We start from the raw sequence: 20,504 nt of genomic DNA, 5'->3' as shown, positions 1-20,504 counted from the left end.
CCGGCGGCACCGGAGTGAGAGCGAGATCACCCCGGAGTTCACCCCTTTGTAGGGTTCCCACAACCAGCCGTGGGGACTTTCGTGATGTCCCGGTACCGCGCGCGGCGGCCCGGCGAGAGAGAGTTGGGACCGTGCTCGCGATCGTCGCGCCCGGACAGGGCGCCCAGACCCCCGGCTTCCTGAGCCCCTGGCTCGCCGATTCCGCGTACGCGAGCGCCCTGATCCAACTGTCCGAGGTCGGCGGGCTCGACCTGGCCCACTACGGGACCGAGGCCGACGCCGAGGCGATCCGGGACACCGCGGTCGCGCAGCCCTTGCTGGTGGCGGCCGGCGTGCTGGCGGCCGACCGGCTGCTCGGTGACGGCCCCGGACCGGGCGTCGTGGCCGGCCACTCGGTCGGCGAACTGACCGCCGCGGCCGTCGCGGGCGTGATCCCGGCCGAACAGGCGATGCTGCTGGTCGCCGAACGTGGCCGCGCGATGGCCGAGGCCGCCGCGGCGACCCCGACGTCGATGACCGCGGTGATCGGCGGCAAGCCGGACGAGGTGCTGGCCGCGATCGAGCGGCACGGGCTGACCCCGGCCAACAACAACGGGCCCGGCCAGATCGTCGCCGCCGGCACCGTCGACCAGTTGGCCGCGCTGGCCGCCGACCCGCCGGCGCGGGCCCGGCTGATCCCGCTCAGCGTCGCCGGCGCCTTCCACACCACGCACATGGAGCCCGCGGTGACCCGGCTCGCCGCCGTGGCGCAGGGCCTCGAGCCGAAGGACCCGAGCACCCGGCTGCTGTCCAACGCCGACGGCCGGCAGGTGGCCGACGGCCGCGAGGTGCTGGACCGGCTGGTCCGGCAGGTCGCCGCCCCGGTCCGCTGGGACCTCTGCCTGGAGACGCTGGCCGGCCTCGGCGTCACCGGCCTGCTGGAGCTGCCGCCGGCCGGCACCCTGACCGGCATCGCCAAGCGGAACCTCAAGGGAATCGAGCTGTACGCGCTGAACACGCCCGATCAGCTCACCGAAGCACGAGAGTTCGTCGAGAAGCACGCAGCATCCGCCGGTCCGGAGGTCAGCCGATGAACGACGCAACCACCAGCCCAGCGCTCCAGGTGTCCCGGGGCGCCGACTACTCGCGGATCCTGGCGGTCGGCAGCTATCGACCACGCCGCTCGGTGACCAACGCCGAGATCTGCACCATGATCGACTCCTCGGACGAGTGGATCCAGACCCGCTCCGGGATCAAGGAGCGGCGCTGGGCCGAACCCGACGAGACGATCCAGCTGATGGCCGTCGCAGCCGGCCGGCACGCCCTGGCCAAGATCGACATGGCGCCGGGCCAGATCGACGCCGTGATCATCTCCACGGTCACCCACTTCCACGCGACACCGGCGATCGCGACCCGGATCGCGGCCGAGCTGGGCGCCAAGGGCGCGGCCGCGTTCGACATCTCGGCCGCCTGCGCCGGCTTCTGCTACGGCGTCGCGATGGCCGATTCCATGATCAGGACCGGCACCGCCCGGCACGTCCTGGTGATCGGCGTGGAGCGGCTCAGCGACCTGACCGACAAGCATGATCGCGGCACCGCGTTCCTGTTCGCCGACGGCGCCGGTGCGGCCGTGGTCGGCCCCAGCGAGACGCCCGGGATCGGCCCGGTCGTCTGGGGTTCGGACGGCGATCAGGCCGATCTGATCACCCAGACCGCCGCCTTCGACGAGGCCGCTCGCCAGGTCGGCGCCACGCACCAGGACTTCCCGACGCTGCGGATGGACGGCAACCCGGTGTTCCGCTGGGCGTCGTACACGATGGCGAAGGTCGCCGCCGAGGCGATGGACCGCGCCGGCGTCACCCCGGATCAGATCGACGTGTTCGCGCCGCACCAGGCGAACCTGCGGATCGTCGACGCCATGTTCCGCGCCCTGAAACTGCCCGAACGGGTGGTGATCGCCCGGGACATCGAATACCAGGGCAACACCTCCGCAGCCTCGATCCCGTTGGCGATCGACGCCCTGCTCGCCTCCGGCGAGGCGCACAGCGGCCAGATCGCGTTGATCATCGGATTCGGGGCAGGCCTGGTCTATGCCGGGCAGGTGATCGTCCTTCCGTAGGGCGATCAAGATCCCAACTCTCACGTACCACCCAGACAAGGAGACCATCGAGAAATGGCCACCACTGAAGAGATCCGCGCCGACCTCGCCGAGATCGTCAACGAGGTTGCCGGCGTGCCGGCGAACGACGTGGCGCTGGACAAGTCGTTCACCGATGATCTTGACGTCGACTCGCTGTCGATGGTGGAGATCATCTATGCCGCCGAGGAGAAGTTCGGCGTGAGCATCCCGGATGAGGAGGCCAAGAACCTCCGTACCGTAGGCGACGCCGTTGCCTACATCGAGCGCGCGTCGTCGTAACCAACAACGCGCCGGTTCGCCGGGCCACGGCAACACCCCGCCGGGCCCGGCGAACCTATCTCTCGACCGTCGAGGACCCAGAAAGGCGAACCACGTCCCATGTCTCGCACCCGTGTCGTTGTCACAGGTCTCGGAGCCACCACCCCTCTCGGCGGTGACGTGGCCAGCACCTGGGAGGGTCTGCTGGCCGGCAGGTCGGGGGTACGCAAGCTCGAGGTCGACTGGATCGCCGAGCTCCCGGTCAAGATCGCCGCGCCGGTCGCGGTCGACCCGTCGGAGGTCCTGGACCGGGTCGTCGCCCGGCGACTGGACCGCAACGCCCAACTCGCGGTGATCGCCGCCGAGCAGGCCTGGACCGATGCCGGCTTCGGCTTCGGCGAGGAGAACGATCTTGATCCGGACCGGACCGGCGTCGCCATCGGCACCGGTATCGGCGGGATCAGCACGCTGCTCGGCAACTGGGACACCCTGCGGGACAAGGGCGTGCGCCGGGTCAGCCCGCTCGCCGTACCGATGCTGATGGCCAACGCCGCAGCCGCCAACGTCAGCCTGCGGATCCGCGCCCGGGCCGGCGTCCACACCACGGTCTCCGCCTGCGCCTCCAGCAACGAGTCGATCGCGCTCGGGCTGGACATGATCAGACTCGGCCGCGCCGACGTGGCGATGGTCGGCGGCACCGAGGCCGTGATCCACGCCATGACCGTGGGTTCGTTCGGCCAGATGCAGGCGATGAGCCGGCGCAACGACGATCCGGAGCGGGCCTCCCGCCCCTGGGACGTCGACCGGGACGGCTTCGTGATGGGCGAGGGCTCGGCGATGTTCGTGATCGAGTCGCTGGAACACGCCCAGGCCCGGGGCGCCAAGATCTACGGCGAACTGGCCGGTGCAGGCATCACGGCCGATGCCCATGACATGGTCGCGCCGGAACCGACCGGCCACAGCCAGGCGAAGGCGATGATCAAGTCGCTGCAGGACGCCGAGCTGTCCCCCGCCGACGTCGTCCACGTGAACGCCCACGCCACCTCCACCCCGACCGGCGACGGCATCGAGGCGCTGTCGGTCCGGGAGGCGCTCGGCGAGAACACGACCGCCGTCGTCACCTCGACCAAGTCGATGACGGGTCACCTGCTCGGCGGCGCCGGCGCCCTGGAGTCGATGGCGACGCTGCTGGCCCTGCACCACCGGGTCGTACCGCCGACGATCAACCTGGACAACCCCGAGCCCGGCCTCGGCATCGACATCGCCACCGAGCAACGGAAGCTGCCCGACGGCGACGTGGCCGGCATCAACAACTCCTTCGGCTTCGGTGGCCACAACGTGGCCCTCGCCTTCAAGACGCTCTAGCCGGCACCCGCGGCGCCGCGGTCACCTCCCGGAGCACCTCGGTCATCCGGGTCACGGTCGGCGCCGCCTCCGGCCGGGACACCACGCAGACCCGGCGGGTGACCTTCGGCGTCAGCGGGCGCAGCGGTACGTCGGCGGGCAGCTGGTCGACGGCCAGCCCCGGCACCAGCGCGACCGCGACACCGGCCTCGACCAGCCGGCCGATGGTCAGGTAGTTGTCCGCCTCGAACGCGATCGTCGGAGTGAAGCCGCCCTCCCGGCAGAACCGGTCCAGCATGTCGCGGCACATCGGGTCCGGCGAGCAGTCCCGGATCCACGGCTCCGCGGCCAGCTCGCGGACGCTGACCAGGTCGGCGTCGGAACGTTCGTGCCCGGGCGGCAGGGCGACCAGCACCGGATCGTCCAGCAGCGGCTCCTGGACGAGGTCACCGAAGTCGAGCACCGGATCCGGCGGATAGTCGAACACCACCGCGAGATCGAGCCGCCGGGCGGCGACCGCCTCGACCGCCATCAACGGGTCGAGGATGTCGAGGCTCAGCGTGATCTCCGGGTGCCGCCGCCGGAACTCGGTGATGGCGTCCGGGATCAGCCGGGAGGCCGCGCTGACGAAGGCGCCGAGCCGCAGCCGGCCGGTCCGCAGCTCGACCAGGTCCCGGACCTCCTGCTCGGCCCGCCGAAGTTGGTCCTCGACCTGCTCCGCGTACCGGCAGAGCAGTTGTCCGGCCTCGGTCAGCCGGACGCCGCGGGCGTGCCGGACCAGCAGCGGGGTGCCGAGCTGGCGTTCCAGCGTCGCCATCTGCTGGGACACCGCCGAGGCCGTGTACGAGAGCCGGGCGGCGGCGCGGGTCATCGAGCCGGAGTCCGCGACCGCGGCGAGGATGCGAAGGTGGCGTACGTCGAGCATGCATTCCAGCTTAACGCTCACCCTCACTTCCATTGCTGGTCTTAAGCCTCGAACGTGGGCAGGCTGAAGGTGTGAGCGAATCGACCACCCTGCAGTCCCCCGTCGCGCCCGGTCCGGGCCACAAGGCAACCGGCGCGCTGGCGGCCGGTCTGTCGCTGTTCCTGATCGGTACGTCCGCGCCGGTCGCCTCCACCATTCACGAGGTGCCGCTGCTGACCGGCCAGGCGTCGCGCTATCTCATCGCCGGCGTCCTGCTGGTGGCGATCATGATCATTCGCCATTCTCTCCAGGGGCGCGATCGGCGTCCGATCATGGTCCGGCCGCGGCGGCGTGACCTGCTCGACATCGCGCTGCTCGGCACGATCGGCATCGCCGGTTTCAACGTCTTCCTGGTCTCGGCGTCCTATCGGGTCGATCCGGCCCTCGTCGGTACGGTGCTCGCCGCCACCCCGGTCCTGCTCGCGGTGGTCAGCCCGCTGCTCGTCCGCTGCCGGCCGTCCGCCCGGGTCGTCGCCGGCGCCGTCGTCGTCACCGCAGGCACCGTGTTCATCACCGGCGTCGGCGCGGCGGATCCGGTCGGCATCCTGCTCTGCGCCGGTGCCCTGGCCTGCGAGCTGGCCTTCACCCTGCTCGCCGTACGGCTGATCGAGCGGTTCGGCACCTTCGCCACCACCACCCTCGCCGCGGTGTCCGGCTGCGCCGTGTTGATCATCGCGGCCCTGATCGTGGACGGCCTGGGCGCGGCCGCGACAGTCGTCGCGGCCCCCGCCGACGCCGCCCGGCTGCTCTATCTGGCCATTGCCGTCGCCATCGGCGCCAACCTGGCCTGGTATCTGGCCCTGCCGCGCCTCGGCCCGGCCCAGTCCGGCCTGTTCTACGCCCTCAGCCCGGTCGGCGCCATCGCGGCCTGCCACGTGCTCGGGCTCGGACTCCCGTCACCGCCGGAGCTCGTCGGCCTCGCGATCGTCGGATTCGGCCTCCTACTCGGAATCTGGCGCGGCCGTGCGGCACCAGGCATGGTTAGGATGGTGCGCCGTGGTGCGAACTGGGAATCGACGACGCAAGAGGGCCTGGCCAGGCGTTGTTTTCCGCACCGGGTTACCGATCCTGGTCTTCGCGATCTTGATCGGAATCTCCGGCTGGGTGATTGCGAGCGGCCTCCGTGCGGCACCGGCGTCACCGCCACGACCGATCGTGATCACCAGCGGTCCATGGGCCCCGTTCGTCGGTCCTGATCTGCCCGATGGCGGGCCGGTCGCGCAGATCGTCACGCAGGTCCTGCAGAGCGAGGGCTACCAACCTGAGATCAGATTCACCACCTGGTCTTTGGCGCTCGACGCGACCAAGCGCGGCGAGAACTACGGATCCTTTCCGTTCGCCAGCAGCGGCGAGCGGCGAGCGGACTACTACTTGTCCGACCCGTTGATCAACTTCGACTACGTGCTCTTCTACGACAAGGCCCGGAAACCGGCCGCGGTCGACCAACCGGAGGATCTGAGGGAACTGCGGATCGCCCGCATCGCCGGCTACGACTACTGGCCCGAGTTGGAGGAGGCCGTCACCGAATTCATACCCTTCAATTCGAGTCTCGAGGCGTTCCAGGCTCTTGCCCGCGGGGAGGTCGACTTGGTCCCGGAGAGTCGGCTGTCCGGCCAGGCCGTGCTCGCCGATCCGGGATTCGCGTACGACAGCGGCCGGTTCGACCACCTCGACTACAGCAAGAATCCGCTGCTCGGAAGCGTCGGCGGGATGCATTTCATGTTCCCGAAGCAGCGCGACTCAGAAAAACTGCTGAGCCGGTTCAACGAAGCTCTGGCCAGCTACAAGAAGACCGACGAGTACCGAGCGCTGACTGCCGGTCTGACCGACGGCGCTGCCGGCGACGAGGTGACGCTGCACCCCCACGACGACGGCCTGGTCTCGCTCATTGACCCCCGCAGCAAGAGCATCCTGGTCACCCCGACGGGGACCAGGGCCCTCGTGCTGGACTGGCCCGAACCGTTCGTCACCGGGTCGCCGAACCAGCCGACAAAGTCGATCATGGTCCCGGTGAAGGTGCTCGACGGACCGGCAACCGGGCGGGTGCTCGAGGTGGATGCGCGGTCACTCCAGCTGCGCACCGGTACGGCGAAGGAGGGCGACCGATGACCAGGTTGAGGCTGCTCGCCCCGGCGACCATCGCCCTGTTCACCGCGCCGGGCGCCACCCAGCGCGACCCGGTCGGCTACGCGGACTTCTGGCAGTCCCGCCAGGCCGAGTTCGACGCAGACCCCCTCCGTACCGACGGCGTACCTGTCGAGTTCGCCCCGCCGAAGATCACCTTCGACCATGCCGCCCAGACCACGGGATTCAACCGCTATCAGACAATCGCCGAGGACGCGCTGGAGCGCCCGCTGCACCTGATCACGATCAGCTGCGTCGAAGATCACTTCGCGGCCGTGTTCGATGCGCCCGAGAACGCCAGGTTCCGCGGACATGTGCTGGAACTGACCTGTCGCATCTTCGATCATGGAATCTTCCTGTTCGAGGTACTGCTGGAGGTCGATGATCTGATTGACCTCGACTCGCCTGGCGAGGTGGTCGGGCAGCTCGATGCACTGCAGGATCAGGCGATCAACCTTGGCACGGCCCTGGCGACCACCTGCCATGATCAGATACTGGCGCCGCTGCTGGACCGGCTGCTCGATGCGGACGCCGCCGGGGACTACATCGACGAAGAGCCAGTGTTGGGCGAGGAGACGGGATTTGTCGGCGGCCATGTGCACTGGGTGACGCGGAGCCTCGTACTGAGCGAAGCGACGGCGCGTACCGAGCCGTATCTGCGGCACTGGATCAAGGACTCGACCGCCGTCGGCAACGGCATGGCCAATCCGGCGGACCAGCTGATGTCGGGTGAACTCCGGCATCTCACCCGCTGGCTCAACTACGCCTTCATCGAGTCCGGCCCAGATATTGGCCGGATGCAAGACGCCTTCCACGACGAGTGGCAGGCCATGCGCTACGCCCAGTTCTTCTACGCGGCCCTGGAAGGAATCGACACGCAGCTCGGGCGGGTGCTCGCAGAATCCCTGGTCGCATCGGGAGCCTCCCGGCTGAGCCACCTTCGCACCGATCTGGAGCAGCTGTCCCGGCGCGCGCAGTTGATCATCATGGAACTGCATGACATCTCCCGCTATCTCAAGAGATCGGTCCGCGCCGGCATGGACGCAATCCTGGATGGCTGGGACTTCCAGCAGTTGATCGAGGAACCGGTGCTGTACAAGGTGCAGGTGTGCGAGCAAAGACTCGCTGATCTTGCGGCCAAACGGGCCGCTCGCTCGACACTGTTCACCGACCTGATCTTGCTCAGCATCGGCGTGACGTCGATCCTCGGAACCGCACTCGGTGTCACCGAGTTCGGCCGGATGATGGCTGCCGACCCCGGACTCGCCGGTTTCGACGTGTCTAGCGGCGATGCGACGACGTGGTTCGCCTCGCAGCCCGCCGACGCGATCCTCCTCGGCTCCGGCGTGATCTCGCTGCTCCTGGTCGCCCTGTACTTCTTCTTCCGACGCAATCAGTCGGCGTGAGGACCGTCCTGCGGAGCCGGCCGATCCGGATCTTTGCCGTAACCCAGTTCCTGCTCGAGGTTCAGTTCTGGTTTCCGCTGTGGCTGATCTACCTGAAGGATCTCGGGTTCACGATCACGATCGCCGTCCTCGCCGACGGGGTGTTTCGCCTAGTCGTCGTCGCTTGCGAGTTCCCGCTCGGCATGCTGGCGGATCGTCTCGGTCGAAAACGTACCTACCTGTTGATCTGTGTGCTCGCAGTGATCACCTTCGGCGCGATCACCCAGATCAACTCGCTCCAGACACTGTTCGTCGTCTGGATCGTCTGGGGCGTGCTGTGGGCGCTGACCTCAGGCGCCGGGTCTGCCTATCTGTACGAGCTCGTCGAGCAAGATGAGCTGAAGATCAACACCACCAAGGCTTTCGGGCTGATCCGAGCGATTGGGCACGGCGCGATCCTGGTCTCGTTGGTCACGGCCGGGCTGCTCTACGACCTGGATCGACGGCTGCCGTTCGCCGTGACGTCGGCGCTGGCCGGAATCGCCTTGGTGCTCACCGTGTTCCTGCCCGAGATCCGCGGCTCCCAGCGCACCCTGGCGACTCTGAGGTCGGTGTTCGCGGACCTCCGGAACGCCCTCATGGGCCGCGCCCTGCGACAGGCCGTACTGCTCTCGATCCTGATGCTCTTCTACGGTTGGAGCATCCAGATCCTCTTCCAGCCACTTGTCCTCGAGCTCGGGCTCAGTCCAGGCGCCTCCGGATTCATGTACGCCGGCTACGCGGCCGCCTCGGTCGTCGGAGGGCTTGTCGCTGGCTTCGTCACGGATCGCCGTCGTCGCATCGCCATCGGCATCGGCTTTGCGGTCGTGTTCGTGACGACGGCTCTGACCGGACTCGCGCCGGGCCTCGGCCCGATGGTGTGGCTGATCGTGATGGGGTTCGGGTACGCGCTGGGTTGGACCACGCTCGAGGTCTTCGTCAACCACGAGTCTCCGCGTGCCGTGCGAGCGACGATCGGCTCGGCGATCAGCTGCCTCGGCGGGATCGGAATCGCCGTGGCACGCCCCGGGCTCGGCGCGTTCGCGGACTATGCGTCGACTGCCAGCGCGTACCTCGTCTGGGCTGGGATCGGAGTGCTGGTCCTCATCGCAGCCGGGTTCCTGCTGATGCGTGTACGAACCGCCGGCGCGTCAGACGACCTCGTGTAGCCAGCGGACCGGGGCGCCGTCGCCGGCGTACCGGAAGGGCTCGAGCTCGGAGTCCCACTCCTTGCCGAGCAGCTCGTCCAGGACGGCGGTCAGCTCACGCCGGCCGAGCGAGGCGGTGGCCATGGCGTGCCGGATCCGGTCCTCGGGGATCATGATGTCGCCGTGGATCCCGGTGATGGCGTGGAAGATCCCGAGCGTGGGCGTGTACGAGTAGCGCTCCGCCTCGGTCCCGGCGGTCGCCTCCTCGGTCACCTCGAACCGCAGGCGCTGCCAGCCCTTCAGGGCGCTGGCCAGCTTCCCGGCGGTGCCCGCCGGGCCAGACCACGAATATTCGGTACGGTAGCTCGCCCGCTCGACCGGCTGTGGGGTCCAGTCAACCCGCACGGGCGTGCCAAAGACGCCTCCGACGGCCCACTCGATATGTGGGCACAACGCCGACGGCGCGGAGTGGACGTACAGGACGCCACGAGTTGTGCTCATTGATCCTCCCAGTGCTCCTACCGGCGCCAGAGGGCTGCCTTCCCCGACATCCTCGACTCGGCACGCTCCGGGTTGATCGCCACCCATTCTGCACCATCCGTACCAACTGCACCAGCGGGCACAGTTCGGGTAAGCGCTTGCGATTGCAGCGTTTAGGGTGGTGATCATGTCGGTTGAGCCGTTCGGATCCTGGTCCTCGCCCGTCACCCCCCATCTGATGACCGCCCAGACGACGAGTTTGGGCTCGCCGATCATCGACGGCGATCGCATCTTCTGGACCGAAACCAGGGCCGACCAGGGCGGACGGACGACGATCCGGTGCCGCGCCGGCGACGAGACCCTGACCGAGATCACCGGACCCGAGTTCAACGTGCGGAGCCGGGTGCACGAGTACGGCGGCGGGGCCTACGCGGCGGTCGACGGGGTCGTGGTCTTCGCCAACTTCGCCGACCAGCGGCTCTACCGCACCGACGCCGAGGGATCCGAGCCGGTGCCGATCACGCCGGCGGGCGGGTACCGCTACGGCGATCTGGAGCTGCACCCGAAGCGTGGCCTGGTCCTCGCGGTCCGGGAGGAGCACCGGGGCGACGCCGAGCCGGTCAACACGGTCGTCGCGCTCGAGCTGGCCGGTGACAACGCCGACGGCGGCACGGTGCTCTGCTCCGGGTCCGACTTCTACGCCGCACCGCGGCTCGGCCACGACGGCCGGATCGCCTGGGTCGAGTGGCACCACCCGAACATGCCGTGGGACGCCACCGCCGTGATGGCGGGCCGGCTGGACGGCGGCCGGATCCGGGACCAGACGCCGGTGGCCGGCGGGCCCTCGGAGTCGGCGATCTACCCGGAGTGGCTGCCGACCGGCGAGTTGATCTTCATCTCGGACCGCACCAACTGGTGGAACCTCTATCTCTGGGACGGTGCCGCGGTCCGCCCGCTGCATCGGGCCGAGGCCGAGTTCTGCGAGCCGCCGTGGTCGATCGGCGACCGGCCGTACGTGATCATCGACGCGACCGAGCTGATCTGCACCTGGCGCCGCAACGGCGCCGCCGGGATCGGCCGGCTCGGGGTACGGACCGGCGACCTGCATCCGTTCCCGGACAGCGGCGAGCCCGGGTCGGTGACCGCCGGCGGCGGCCGGCTGGCCACCGTCATGCGGTACGAGGACCGGCCCGACTCGTTGTCGATCATGGAACTGGCCAAGCCCGCCTGGACCGAGCTGCGGGCCGCCGGCGACGTGGCACTCCCCCGCGACGTGATCTCGATCCCGATGCCGGTCTCCTGGTCCAGCAAGGCCGGACCGGTCTTCGGCTGGTACTACCCGCCGACGAATCCCGGCTACACCGGCCCGGACGGCGAACGGCCGCCGTTGATCACCCGCTGCCACGGCGGCCCGACCGGATTCACCCCGGCCAGCCTGCGCCTCGACGTGCAGTACTGGACCTCCCGCGGGATCGCGGTGCTGGACGTCAACTACGGCGGCAGCACCGGCTACGGCCGGGAATACCGGGAGCGGCTGCGCGGCACCTGGGGCCTGGTCGACGTCGAGGACTGCGTCGCGGGTGCGACGGCGATGGTGGAGCAGGGCCTGGCCGACGAGCAGCGGCTGGCCATCCTCGGCGGCAGCGCCGGCGGCTACACGACGCTGCGCGCGCTGACCGCGACCGAGCGGTTCACCGCCGGGATCAGCCTGTTCGGGGTCGGTGACCTGGAGGCGCTGGCCAAGGACACCCACAAGTTCGAGTCGCACTACCTGGACGGGCTGATCGGTCCGTACCCGGAGGCGCTGGACACCTACCAGGACCGTTCGCCGATCCACAATGTCGATCAGCTCAACGCGCCGATCCTGATCTTGCAGGGCGCCGAGGACAAGGTGGTGCCGCCGAACCAGGCGGAGACGATGGCCGCCGCGGTCCGGGCCAAGGGCCTGCCGGTCGCGATGGTGATCTACGACGGCGAGGGCCACGGCTTCCGCCGCTCGGAGAACATCCAGGCCTCGATCCAGGCCCAACTGTTCTTCCTGGGCAGGGTTTTCGGCTTCACGCCCGCCGACGACCTGCCGCCGATCAAGATCGACAACCTGTAAATCCCGTTTCGCCGCAGGTCCCTGACGCCTAGTGTCCTGTCAGGTTGATCCGTTGCATAAGTCGGCGTGCTGAAGTGGTGAGCTACAAGGCGGAGGAGAGAGGCGTATCGGGAATACGTCGACCGACGACAACGCAGTAGATCGCCGCTTCAGTGCGGCGAATTATGTGACGGATCAGCCTGACAGGACACTAGGGTCGGGCTCATGTCCGACGGCAGCTGGCGAGATGGCGAGTTCATGCGGCGGCGGCCCTCCGCGGAGACGCTTGCCTGGGTTGCGGCGGCGATGGGCCGGGGCAGTCGCGTCGTCGGCCATCGCCGGATGACCGGTGGCGCCTGCTCTGCCGTGCACCGGCTGTCCGTCGAGCGAGGTGGCGAGCGGACGTTCGTCGTCCTGCGGCAGTACCCGGCCGGGCTCGGCCTGGCCGAGCCCCTGCAGAACGAGATCGCCCATCTTGGCGTGGTGGCCGGAAGCGGGCTCCCGGTGCCGAAGATCCTGGCCGCCGATGTCATCGGTGCTGCGACGGGCGGCGCGCCGTCGCTGCTGATGACCCGGCTGCCGGGGCGGGTCGAACTCGATCCGGCAGAACCACGATCCTGGCTGACCCGGATCGCGGAACTCGCCGTCCTGGTGCATTCCCTCGATCTGCCTGCAAAGAGCTTCAGTCCCTGGACGGATTCCTGGATCGCCCCGCTGGACGAGCTTCGGGTGCCGGCCGGCGCCCGGAAGCCGGCCGTGTGGGAGGCGGCGTTCGGCGTCCTGGCGGCGCCACCGCCCGAGGACCCGGCCGTCTTTCTGCACTGCGACTTCCTGCCGGTCAACCTGCTCTGGTCACGCGGGAAGATCACCGGCCTGACCGACTGGAACGGCATCCATCGCGGCTCCCGCGCGATCGACGTCGGGCAGTGCCGGCGCTACCTGGCGGCGCTCGAATCGCCCGACTGGTCGGAGCAGCTCCGGTCGCTGTACGAGTCCATCGCCGGCGTGACCCTGCATCCGTGGTGGGACCTGTACGCGCTGCTGCACCACAACGACAACCAGTTGAAGTGGATGGGGCGTCAGGTCGCCGGGCGCCGCCCTGTTGACGTACCCGGCATGACGCCCCGGGTCGAGATCGTTGTCGAGGCAGCCCTCCAGCGCCTCGGCTAGTGTCCTGTCAGGACACTAGCCCGCGGGATTCCAGTAGTCGTCGGGATTGAGGCGGGTGCCGAAGATCGACTGGCCGACCCGCACCGTGGTCGCTCCGTACGCGATCGCCAGTTCGAAGTCGCCGGACATCCCCATCGACAGCTCGTCGTAGCTCCCGACCGCGGCGTCGTCGTCCCGGAGCCGGGCCTGCAGGTCCCGCATCAGGGCGAAGCAGGCGCCGACCCGTACCTGATCGTCGGAGAAGATCGCCAGCGTCATCAGGCCGCGCACCCGGAGCGAGGAATAGTCGGCCAGCGCGGCCGCGAAGCCGGCCACCTCCTCCGGCGGCAGGCCGAACTTCTGATCCTCACCGGAGGAGTTGACCTGGAGGAAGACGTCCAGGCTGCGGCCGGCCTGCTGCAACCGGCGGTCCAGTACCTCGGCGACCTTGATCGAATCCAGCGCGTGGAACTCGGACGCCCAGTCGGTGATCAACTTCGCCTTGTTGGTCTGCAGGTGACCGATCGCGGCGAACTTCAGGTCGTCGACGTCGCGCAGCTGCTCGGCCTTCGCGGCCAGTTCCTGCGGCCGGTTCTCGCCGAACAGCCGCTCCCCCGCCCGGTACGCCTCCATGATCAACTCCGGCGGATGGGTCTTGCTCACCGGCAGCAGCCGGACCTCCGACGGATCCCGGCCGGCGGCCGCACAGGCCCGCTCGATCTTCCGGCGGACCGCCGCCAGGTTCTCCACAATCGTCGCCACGGACGCCACCCTATGTGTCCACCTCCGGCACCGATTCCGGGACAGGGTCGGCCACCGGCCAGTACTCTCACCGCAACCGTCCATGACAAGAACCAACCCATGGACCCTCAACGGCGGGAGACCTTGACCCATGAGTCTGACGCGTGCCGGCCGGACCGCCCTCGCCCTCCTCGTCGCCGCCTGTCTCGTGCCCCTGATCGCACCGAGTCGCGCCGCCGCCGTCACTCCGACCCCCGTCTTCAGCGTGACCGGGCTGCAGGCGACCACCGCGGTCCAGACCTTCGACTACCTCGGCGCCGGCCAGGCGTTCGTCACCCAGCGGGTCGGGGCGGACACCGTGCTCAGCCGCTGCGTGATCACGGCCCGGACCTGCGCCCGGGTGGACGGCGTGACGCTGACCGGCTACGGCCACGGCGAGTCGCTCGAGGCGTACCAACAGGACGGCCGGATCCTGCTCTGGGTCGGCTCCAGCGGCAGTACGGCGACGCAGTTCTACTGGTCGACCCGGGTCTCCCTGATCGAGTACCACCCGGCGGCCGGCGGCCAACCCGCGAGCTACGGCCGGCTGGGCTCGCTGACCGGCCTCGCCGCGGTCGCGCCCGGCTACTCCGGGGAGGGCGTCCGGGTCGCGGTCGCCACGGCCGACGGCGACGACCGGATCGCGCTGCGGGTGCAGGTCGGGGCGACCGGGTCGTCTTCGTACTACGGGGTCTTCGACACGTCGGCCCTGACCGCGGCCATGCTCTCCGCCTCCGGCGGCCAGCTGTCGATCGCCTCGGTGCTGGGCAACGCCGACCTCACCAAGTCACGGTTCAAGGAGCCGAGCCGGCCGCACGGATCGTTCCAGGGCTTCGACATCGTCGGCGTCGGCTCGGGCAACAAATACCTCTACGTGTACGGCGGCGGCGACGGCGACCTGCCGACCCTCTACTCGTTCCTCTACACCAACGGTGGCAACACGACCCAGAGCACCACCTACACGGTGGACGGCGTCGGCACGCCGGAGGCCGAGGGCGTCAAGGTCGAGACCGATCCGCTCAGCGGCGGCGTGCGGCGCATCATGGTCGGCGTCAAGCAGCAGCCGGGGACGCCGTTCCCGGTCTATCGCCTGTCCTGACCCTCAGAGGACGCCGTACTTCGCGAACGCCTCGGTCGTCGACAGGCCGGCCTCGATCTCCCGGCGGACCAGGTTCTCCGCCGAGGCCTTGGCCAGGGCCCGCTCCAGCACCTCGTCCTCGACCTCCCGCGGGACCACCAGGACGCCGTCGACGTCGCCGAGCACGAGGTCGCCCGGCCGGATCCGCACGCCGCCGAGCTCGACCTCGATCCGGTAGTCGACGACGGCGCTCCGCGGTCCCGAGTCGAGCGCGTACGCACCGCGGGAGAAGACCGGGAAGTCCTGCGCGAGCACGGCCGCGGTGTCCCGGTGGTGACCGTCCAGGACCGCGCCCACGGCACCGCGCGCCCGGGCCGCGGCCGTGAGGATCTCGCCCCAGCACGCCGCCTCGGAGCGACCGGGCAGCCCGAGGTAGACCTCGCCCGGCTGCAGCTGGTCGAGCGCCTCGGTGAGCCCGCCGAACGGCCGCTCACCCGGCCCGAACACGTCCCGCATCAGCACGGGCATCGCGCGGCCGGCGACCGGCAGGTCCGGCCGCAGCGCCCGTACCGCCGAGGGCAGGAACTGGTGATAGCGGCCGATCGCGTCGAGCACGTCGCCGACGACGGCGGTGTAGAGCCGTTCGGTGACGAGCGCGAGACGGTCGGCGTCCGCCGCGGGCAGGCCCGGTTCGGTCATGCGTGCAACCTATCAACTTCTCAGATAAGTTAGGAGAGTCCTGCCACCACGGCGCCGCGGCCGACGGGAGCGTGCGATGACCCATCCCTCCGAGCAGACCACCCGACTGAGTCCGGGCGCACGCAAGGCGGTGGTCGCCGGCACCGTCGGCACCCTGATCGAGTGGTACGACTACGCGCTCTACGGTGCCGCCGCCGGACTGGTGATCAACCGGCTGTTCTTCCCCGACCTGGTCCCGGCAGCCGGCGTGCTCGCAGCCTTCGCCACGTTCGCGGTCGGCTTCTTCATCCGGCCGCTGGGCGGCGTGATCATCTCCCACATCGGCGACCGGGTCGGCCGCAAGCCGGCGATGATCATGTCGGTGGCCCTGATGGGCGGCGCGACGGTGCTGATGGGGCTGCTGCCGAGCGCCCAGACCCTGGGCGTGCTGGCGCCGCTGCTGTTGATCTTGCTCCGGCTGGTCCAGGGCTTCGGCGCCGGCGCCGAGCTGGCCGGCGCGATCACCCTGATCGCCGAGTACGCACCGCAACGCCGGCGGGCGCTCTACACCGCGATCCCGAACGCCGCCACGGCCGGCGGTTCGGCCTTCGCCACGCTGGCCTTCCTCGCCGTCGCCGGGCTGCCCGACGACCTGCTGCTCTCCTGGGGCTGGCGGATCCCGTTCCTGATCTCGGCGGTCCTGTTCGTCACCGCCCTCTACATCCGGAACCGGATGGACGAGACGCCGGAGTACGTGGCCGCGATGGAGTCCGCGGAGCGGCGGCGGCAGCGGGAACGGCTCCCGCTCGGCGAGCTGTTCCGCGGCAGCCGGCGCGAGGTGGTCCTGGGCTTCCTCTCGATCTCGGGGCACAACGCGTGGGCGTACCTGCTGAACACGTTCGCGCTCAGCTACCTGACCACGACCATGGGGATGCCGCGGACGGAGGCCCTGATCCCGGTGATCACCGCGGCGTTCGCCGGCATGATCTGCTGCCCGTTCATCGGCCTGGCCGCGGACCGGTTCGGCCACCGGCGGATCTTCATCCTCGGCGCCGCCTTCGCGATCGTCTGGGTGGTGCCGCTGTTCCTCGGCCTGAGCAGCGGCAGCGTGATCATCGCGACCGTGGTGATGGCGATCGCCTTCGGGCTCGGCTTCGGCGCGATGGCCGGCGCCCAGGGAGCGTTCCTGGTCAACCTGTTCCCGGTCCGCTACCGCTACTCCGGGGTCGCCGTCGCCCGGGAGTCCAACGGGGTGCTGATCGCCGGGCCGACCCCGTTCATCGCCTCCGCCCTGGTGCTGGTGGGCGGCGGCTCGCCCTGGCTGGTCTGCGGCTACGTCGCCGTCTGCTGCGCCGCTACGATCGTCGCCGTGCTGGCCCTCGGCCGGACCAACCCGCACCCGGTGACGGAGCATGATCATGATCGATGAGGTCCAGCGGACCACCCTGTCCTTCCAGGTGGCCGCCATGATCGGCCGCTACCTCGACGACGAGGAGCTGGCCGCCGGCGACCCGATCCCGCCGACCCGGGAGCTCGCCGAACGGTTCCGGGTGTCCGTACCGGTGGTCCGGGAGGCGATCGCCGAGCTCGCCGGGCAGGGCCGGCTGACCCGGTCGCAGGGCCGGGCCACGGTCGCGCGGGTGCCGTCGGCGGCCGACCTGGAGGGGATGTTCCGGTCCCGGATGCGGCGCGAGGCCGACGCGGTGCTGCAGTTCCACGACTACCGCCGGGTGCTCGAGGTCGGCGCGGCCCGGCTGGCCGCGGACCGGGCCACGGCGGCCGACGTCGCGACGATGCGGGACCGGATGGACGCCTGGCGCGCCCTGCCCGAGGACTCGCCGGCCCTGCTCGAGGCCGACATCGCCTTCCACCGGGCGATCGCCGAGGCGGCCCGCAACGAGGTGCTGCTGATGTCGATGGACGCCGTCGCGGCCCTGCTCTACGAGGCCCGGGTGGTCGGCTGGCGCGGCTGGCTGCACGCCGGCCGGACGATCGACCAGATCGCCGACGCGCACACGGTGATCATCGACGCGGTCGAGGCCGGCGACCCGGACCGGGCCGAACGGGCCATGCATGATCATCTTGACCAGGCCAGCTTCGGCCTGCACACCGAGCTCGACGAGCCCGGCACCGGTCAGGAGGAGGGTCGGGCGTCGGCCCGGAGCAAGCCGTAGTAGACCGTGTCGTGGTAGCGGCCGCCGATGAAGGAACGGCCGCGGAGCAGGCCCTCGCGGGTGAAGCCGGCCTTCTCCAGGGACCGTTGCTCGGCGTGGTTCTCGCCGTTCGTGGTCGCCTCGATCCGGTTCGCGGTGGTGTGGTCGAAGAGGTAGTCGATCAACTGCCGCTGGGCCAGCGTGCCGAGGCCGCGGCCGCGGTGCTCGGGCATGATCGCGATGCCGATCTCGTACGTCACGCCGATCGGGGATCCCCGCCCCTCGGACTTCCACGAGACGATGCCGACCGCGTTGTCGTCCTCGTCGGTGACGGCGATCATCCCGAAGTGCGGCCCGAGGAAGCCGTCCTGCTCCCACCGGCGCTGCCGCGCCTGGACGTCGGTGAACCCCGGCCACTCGAACGGCCCGAGCGCTTCGGGGTCCGTACTCAGGCGTTCCAGGAAGGTCAGGTCGTCCTCGCGCAGGGCGCGCAGCACGGAACGGTCGGTCATCGGCATCTCCTCCGGTCGGGCACGAGGCAGCCTAGCCAGCAGAAGCCGCGCGCGCCGGTGGTACGACGAGGATCGCGATCAGGGGACCTCGAGCCCGGGGATGATCACGTTGCCGTCGCCGCGCAGCGCCTGATCACAGACCTCGAGGCCCGGCTCGGCGCCGTTCCCGATCGTCCGCTGCCCGGCCGTACCGTCGAAGTAGCGGCCGTCCGAGACGCTCCGCTCGACCCGATTGCCGACCCCGCACACCTCGGTGTCCTTGAACCGCCAGAACGAGGCCATCGCGCGGTGCGGGAACGCACTGCCCGACTGCGCGAAGACGATCTCCTCGAAGACGTTGCGGTGCGTGTCGTGACGCAGCCGTACCGGATCGCCGGTGATCCGGGCCATCGTGAGGTGGGCGAAGGTGTTGTCGCTGCTCCCGTTCGCCACGTAGGCGGCATGGATGCAGCCGGGGCAGTCGGTGTTGATCAGGTCGCGGAACACGGTGTTCGTGACGGTGTTGCCGGACGAGCCGAGCAGGTGCAGGGCCGCATAGCCGGGGCCGTTCGGCACGAAGGCGTTGCCGAGCTCGGTGAAGATCATGTTGTCGATCACGTTGCCGTCGGTGTCGAGCCGGATGCCGCCGGTCCGGTAGTGCGTGACCACCAGGCCCCGAACGTCGAGGGCGGGCCCGCCTGCGGTGTTCATCCAGTAGTGCAGCGTCCCGGTGGCCCGGCTGCCGTCGAACGTCGGCGCGTCGGCCGGGTCCGTCGGCCGGAGGCTCACCCGGCTCAGGGCGACCTTGCCCCACGACACCACCGCAGGCTCGAAGTAGGTGCCGGGGCCGATCCACACCGTCGCCTCGCCGGCCGGGTCAGCGGTCGACGACTCCGCGAGCAGCTGCGCGGCCCGGGTCAGGGACGCCACCGGCGCCTCCGCGGTGCCGGGATTCGTGTCCGACCCGGTCGTGCTGACGTAGAGCTGTTGCGGTTCGGCCGCCGTGGCGGGGGTCGGCGACCCCGCGGCGATCATGATCAACAAGCCCGCCAGGGCCAGCGGAACGCACCACCGTGCCACCATTTCGGTCCCCCATAATGAGTAATTACGGGTGATCCTAACGACTTCGGCTCATGAGCGGTAGGTGTCTGATTCGGCTGCGGTCACCGACGCAGGCCGGACTCCCGGTCGAAGCAGTGCACGGTGGCGCGGCCGGTGTCGATCATGACCGGGTCGCCCGGGCTCAGCTCGCCGAAGCCCGGCACCCGGGCCGTGAACGGGGTGCCGTCGAGGTCGACGATCACGTCCGAGGCGTTGCCGAGCGGCTCGACGACCCGGACCGTCCCGTCCGCCTGCTCGGCCGCGGCCGGCCGCAGGCCGCACTCCTCCGGGCGGAGTCCCACCCGGACCGGGCCGCCGTGATCATCCGCGGTCTCCAGCCGCAGCCGGGTGCCGGTGATCGCCAGCCGGCCCCGGTCGGCGGGCTCGGCGTCCAGCAGGTTCATCCGCGGCTTGCCGACGAAGGACGCGACGAACTCGGTGGCCGGCCGATGGTAGATCTCGTACGGGGTGCCGTACTGCTCCAGCCGGCCGCGACTCATCACCGCGATCTTGTCCGACAGCGTCATCGCCTCCTCCTGATCATGGGTGACGTAGACGCTGGTCGCGCCGAGCTCGGCATGCAGCAACTTCAGTTCGCTGCGGGTCTGATCACGCAGCAGCGCGTCCAGGTTGGACAACGGCTCGTCGAACAGGAACACCGCCGGTCGCCGGGCGATCGCCCGGGCCAGCGCGACCCGCTGCCGCTGGCCGCCGGAGAGCAGCCGCGGCCGCCGGTCCAGGACGTGCTCGATGTCCAGCCGGCGGGCGGCGTCGCGGACCCGGCGGTCGGTGTCGTCGCGCGGCACCTTACGCATCCGGAGTCCGAACGCGATGTTGTCGTAGACGTTCATGTGCGGATACAGCGCGTAGTCCTGGAAGACGAAGGCGAGGTCGCGCTTGTCCGGCTCCAGGTCGTCCACCCGGTGCCCGTCGATCAGGATCTCGCCGGTGGACACGTCCTCCAGGCCGGCGATCATGTTCAGCGTGGTCGACTTGCCGCAGCCCGAGGGCCCGAGCAGCGACACGAAGTGTCCGTCCTCGATGGTGTAGTCGAGGTCGTGCACGGCGATCGCGGACCGCTTGCCTCGCCCGAACGACTTGCTGACGCCGACCAACTTGATCTCGGCCAT

Annotated in this window: 20 protein-coding genes; 13 read left to right on the top strand and 7 right to left on the bottom strand. The window is 69.8% G+C overall.

Translation table 11 applies throughout. The features are described from left to right. Positions 1–131 precede the first annotated feature (131 nt). The 4 genes from ACFQU4_RS00195 to ACFQU4_RS00180 all read left to right on the top strand — a co-directional run bounded on the left by ACFQU4_RS00195 (position 132) and on the right by ACFQU4_RS00180 (position 3,742). Positions 132–1,073: an ACP S-malonyltransferase gene (locus ACFQU4_RS00195; RefSeq protein ID WP_377485454.1), complete on the top strand. Its 942-nt coding sequence runs from the start codon at positions 132–134 to the stop codon at positions 1,071–1,073. Next, positions 1,070–2,098 (top strand): beta-ketoacyl-ACP synthase III, encoded by a 1,029-nt coding sequence (locus ACFQU4_RS00190; protein WP_377485451.1) that lies wholly within the window; start codon positions 1,070–1,072, stop codon positions 2,096–2,098. The genes ACFQU4_RS00195 and ACFQU4_RS00190 overlap by 4 nt, the downstream gene beginning before the upstream one ends. Before the next feature lie 54 nt (positions 2,099–2,152). Next, on the top strand, positions 2,153–2,398 hold the full coding sequence (locus tag ACFQU4_RS00185; RefSeq protein WP_377485448.1) for an acyl carrier protein: 246 nt from the start codon (positions 2,153–2,155) through the stop codon (positions 2,396–2,398). A gap of 99 nt (positions 2,399–2,497) precedes the next feature. After that, positions 2,498–3,742: a beta-ketoacyl-[acyl-carrier-protein] synthase family protein gene (locus ACFQU4_RS00180; protein ID WP_377485446.1), complete on the top strand. Its 1,245-nt coding sequence runs from the start codon at positions 2,498–2,500 to the stop codon at positions 3,740–3,742. On the opposite strand, the gene ACFQU4_RS00175 is transcribed toward ACFQU4_RS00180, so the two are convergent. Then, entirely contained in the window at positions 3,729–4,646 is a 918-nt protein-coding gene (locus ACFQU4_RS00175) for a LysR family transcriptional regulator (RefSeq protein ID WP_377485442.1), read from the bottom strand. The genes ACFQU4_RS00180 and ACFQU4_RS00175 overlap by 14 nt on opposite strands. A gap of 71 nt (positions 4,647–4,717) precedes the next feature. Between ACFQU4_RS00175 and ACFQU4_RS00170 the strand changes: the two genes are divergently transcribed. Genes ACFQU4_RS00170 through ACFQU4_RS00155 form a run of 4 tightly spaced genes read left to right on the top strand, consistent with a single transcriptional unit; the run spans position 4,718 to position 9,402 of the window. Beyond that, positions 4,718–5,881, top strand: a complete 1,164-nt coding sequence (locus tag ACFQU4_RS00170) for a DMT family transporter (RefSeq protein ID WP_377485439.1) — start codon at positions 4,718–4,720, stop codon at positions 5,879–5,881. After that, on the top strand, positions 5,841–6,794 hold the full coding sequence (locus ACFQU4_RS00165; RefSeq protein WP_377485436.1) for a substrate-binding periplasmic protein: 954 nt from the start codon (positions 5,841–5,843) through the stop codon (positions 6,792–6,794). Before ACFQU4_RS00170 ends, ACFQU4_RS00165 begins: the two co-directional genes overlap by 41 nt. Next, the gene (locus ACFQU4_RS00160) at positions 6,791–8,215 is read left to right on the top strand and encodes a hypothetical protein (RefSeq protein WP_377485433.1); all 1,425 of its coding nucleotides are present in this window, start codon (positions 6,791–6,793) and stop codon (positions 8,213–8,215) included. Before ACFQU4_RS00165 ends, ACFQU4_RS00160 begins: the two co-directional genes overlap by 4 nt. Continuing rightward, positions 8,212–9,402 carry an MFS transporter gene (locus tag ACFQU4_RS00155; protein ID WP_377485430.1) on the top strand — a complete coding sequence of 397 codons (1,191 nt, stop codon included), beginning with the start codon at positions 8,212–8,214 and terminating at the stop codon, positions 9,400–9,402. Before ACFQU4_RS00160 ends, ACFQU4_RS00155 begins: the two co-directional genes overlap by 4 nt. Here ACFQU4_RS00155 and ACFQU4_RS00150 read toward each other — a convergent pair. Next, positions 9,385–9,882 (bottom strand): DUF3145 domain-containing protein, encoded by a 498-nt coding sequence (locus tag ACFQU4_RS00150; protein ID WP_377485427.1) that lies wholly within the window; start codon positions 9,880–9,882, stop codon positions 9,385–9,387. The two genes, ACFQU4_RS00155 and ACFQU4_RS00150, sit on opposite strands and share 18 nt — an antisense overlap. 217 nt (positions 9,883–10,099) lie before the next feature. Here ACFQU4_RS00150 and ACFQU4_RS00145 point away from each other — a divergent pair, with 217 nt between their 5' ends. Further along, positions 10,100–11,965 (top strand): prolyl oligopeptidase family serine peptidase, encoded by a 1,866-nt coding sequence (locus tag ACFQU4_RS00145; protein ID WP_377485424.1) that lies wholly within the window; start codon positions 10,100–10,102, stop codon positions 11,963–11,965. Between the two features lie 204 nt (positions 11,966–12,169). After that, a complete protein-coding gene (locus ACFQU4_RS00140; RefSeq protein WP_377485422.1) occupies positions 12,170–13,114 on the top strand; it encodes a phosphotransferase family protein in 945 nt (314 codons plus the stop codon). A gap of 15 nt (positions 13,115–13,129) precedes the next feature. Here the strand turns inward: ACFQU4_RS00140 and ACFQU4_RS00135 are convergent, their stop codons facing one another. After that, a complete protein-coding gene (locus tag ACFQU4_RS00135; RefSeq protein WP_377485419.1) occupies positions 13,130–13,855 on the bottom strand; it encodes a YggS family pyridoxal phosphate-dependent enzyme in 726 nt (241 codons plus the stop codon). Between the two features lie 130 nt (positions 13,856–13,985). On the opposite strand from ACFQU4_RS00135, the gene ACFQU4_RS00130 reads away from it, so the two are divergent. After that, positions 13,986–14,972, top strand: a complete 987-nt coding sequence (locus ACFQU4_RS00130) for a hypothetical protein (protein WP_377485416.1) — start codon at positions 13,986–13,988, stop codon at positions 14,970–14,972. 3 nt (positions 14,973–14,975) lie between these two features. Here the strand turns inward: ACFQU4_RS00130 and ACFQU4_RS00125 are convergent, their stop codons facing one another. Further along, entirely contained in the window at positions 14,976–15,650 is a 675-nt protein-coding gene (locus tag ACFQU4_RS00125) for an RraA family protein (protein ID WP_377485413.1), read from the bottom strand. A 76-nt stretch (positions 15,651–15,726) separates the two neighbouring features. Here ACFQU4_RS00125 and ACFQU4_RS00120 point away from each other — a divergent pair, with 76 nt between their 5' ends. Continuing rightward, entirely contained in the window at positions 15,727–17,058 is a 1,332-nt protein-coding gene (locus tag ACFQU4_RS00120; RefSeq protein ID WP_377485409.1) for an MFS transporter, read from the top strand. Then, a complete protein-coding gene (locus ACFQU4_RS00115; RefSeq protein ID WP_377485407.1) occupies positions 17,042–17,803 on the top strand; it encodes a FadR/GntR family transcriptional regulator in 762 nt (253 codons plus the stop codon). The genes ACFQU4_RS00120 and ACFQU4_RS00115 overlap by 17 nt, the downstream gene beginning before the upstream one ends. Here the strand turns inward: ACFQU4_RS00115 and ACFQU4_RS00110 are convergent. The 3 genes from ACFQU4_RS00110 to ACFQU4_RS00100 form a co-directional block, all read right to left on the bottom strand. Beyond that, complete coding sequence (locus ACFQU4_RS00110) at positions 17,764–18,294, bottom strand: GNAT family N-acetyltransferase (protein ID WP_377485404.1); 531 nt, start codon at positions 18,292–18,294, stop codon at positions 17,764–17,766. The two genes, ACFQU4_RS00115 and ACFQU4_RS00110, sit on opposite strands and share 40 nt — an antisense overlap. Positions 18,295–18,372: 78 nt before the next feature. Next, on the bottom strand, positions 18,373–19,356 hold the full coding sequence (locus ACFQU4_RS00105; RefSeq protein WP_377485401.1) for a hypothetical protein: 984 nt from the start codon (positions 19,354–19,356) through the stop codon (positions 18,373–18,375). An 80-nt stretch (positions 19,357–19,436) separates the two neighbouring features. Then, positions 19,437–20,504 (bottom strand): ABC transporter ATP-binding protein, encoded by a 1,068-nt coding sequence (locus tag ACFQU4_RS00100; protein ID WP_377485399.1) that lies wholly within the window; start codon positions 20,502–20,504, stop codon positions 19,437–19,439.

Source organism: Microlunatus sp. GCM10028923, from assembly GCF_042666975.1.
Taxonomy (GTDB): domain Bacteria; phylum Actinomycetota; class Actinomycetes; order Propionibacteriales; family Propionibacteriaceae; genus Microlunatus.
Note: the sequence above shows the minus strand (reverse complement) of the source record. Positions and strands in the feature narration are given on the sequence as shown.

Excerpts from the sequence above, each read along its gene's own strand:
- ACFQU4_RS00190 (WP_377485451.1), top strand. The coding sequence starts at position 1,070 with ATGAACGACGCAACCACCAGCCCAGCGCTCCAGGTGTCCCGGGGCGCC.
- ACFQU4_RS00185 (WP_377485448.1), top strand. The coding sequence starts at position 2,153 with ATGGCCACCACTGAAGAGATCCGCGCCGACCTCGCCGAGATCGTCAAC.
- ACFQU4_RS00180 (WP_377485446.1), top strand. The coding sequence starts at position 2,498 with ATGTCTCGCACCCGTGTCGTTGTCACAGGTCTCGGAGCCACCACCCCT.
- ACFQU4_RS00175 (WP_377485442.1), bottom strand. The coding sequence starts at position 4,646 with ATGCTCGACGTACGCCACCTTCGCATCCTCGCCGCGGTCGCGGACTCC.
- ACFQU4_RS00160 (WP_377485433.1), top strand. The coding sequence starts at position 6,791 with ATGACCAGGTTGAGGCTGCTCGCCCCGGCGACCATCGCCCTGTTCACC.
- ACFQU4_RS00150 (WP_377485427.1), bottom strand. The coding sequence starts at position 9,882 with ATGAGCACAACTCGTGGCGTCCTGTACGTCCACTCCGCGCCGTCGGCG.
- ACFQU4_RS00145 (WP_377485424.1), top strand. The coding sequence starts at position 10,100 with ATGACCGCCCAGACGACGAGTTTGGGCTCGCCGATCATCGACGGCGAT.
- ACFQU4_RS00140 (WP_377485422.1), top strand. The coding sequence starts at position 12,170 with ATGTCCGACGGCAGCTGGCGAGATGGCGAGTTCATGCGGCGGCGGCCC.
- ACFQU4_RS00130 (WP_377485416.1), top strand. The coding sequence starts at position 13,986 with ATGAGTCTGACGCGTGCCGGCCGGACCGCCCTCGCCCTCCTCGTCGCC.
- ACFQU4_RS00125 (WP_377485413.1), bottom strand. The coding sequence starts at position 15,650 with ATGACCGAACCGGGCCTGCCCGCGGCGGACGCCGACCGTCTCGCGCTC.
- ACFQU4_RS00120 (WP_377485409.1), top strand. The coding sequence starts at position 15,727 with ATGACCCATCCCTCCGAGCAGACCACCCGACTGAGTCCGGGCGCACGC.
- ACFQU4_RS00115 (WP_377485407.1), top strand. The coding sequence starts at position 17,042 with ATGATCATGATCGATGAGGTCCAGCGGACCACCCTGTCCTTCCAGGTG.
- ACFQU4_RS00110 (WP_377485404.1), bottom strand. The coding sequence starts at position 18,294 with ATGACCGACCGTTCCGTGCTGCGCGCCCTGCGCGAGGACGACCTGACC.
- ACFQU4_RS00105 (WP_377485401.1), bottom strand. The coding sequence starts at position 19,356 with ATGGTGGCACGGTGGTGCGTTCCGCTGGCCCTGGCGGGCTTGTTGATC.
- ACFQU4_RS00100 (WP_377485399.1), bottom strand. The coding sequence starts at position 20,504 with ATGGCCGAGATCAAGTTGGTCGGCGTCAGCAAGTCGTTCGGGCGAGGC.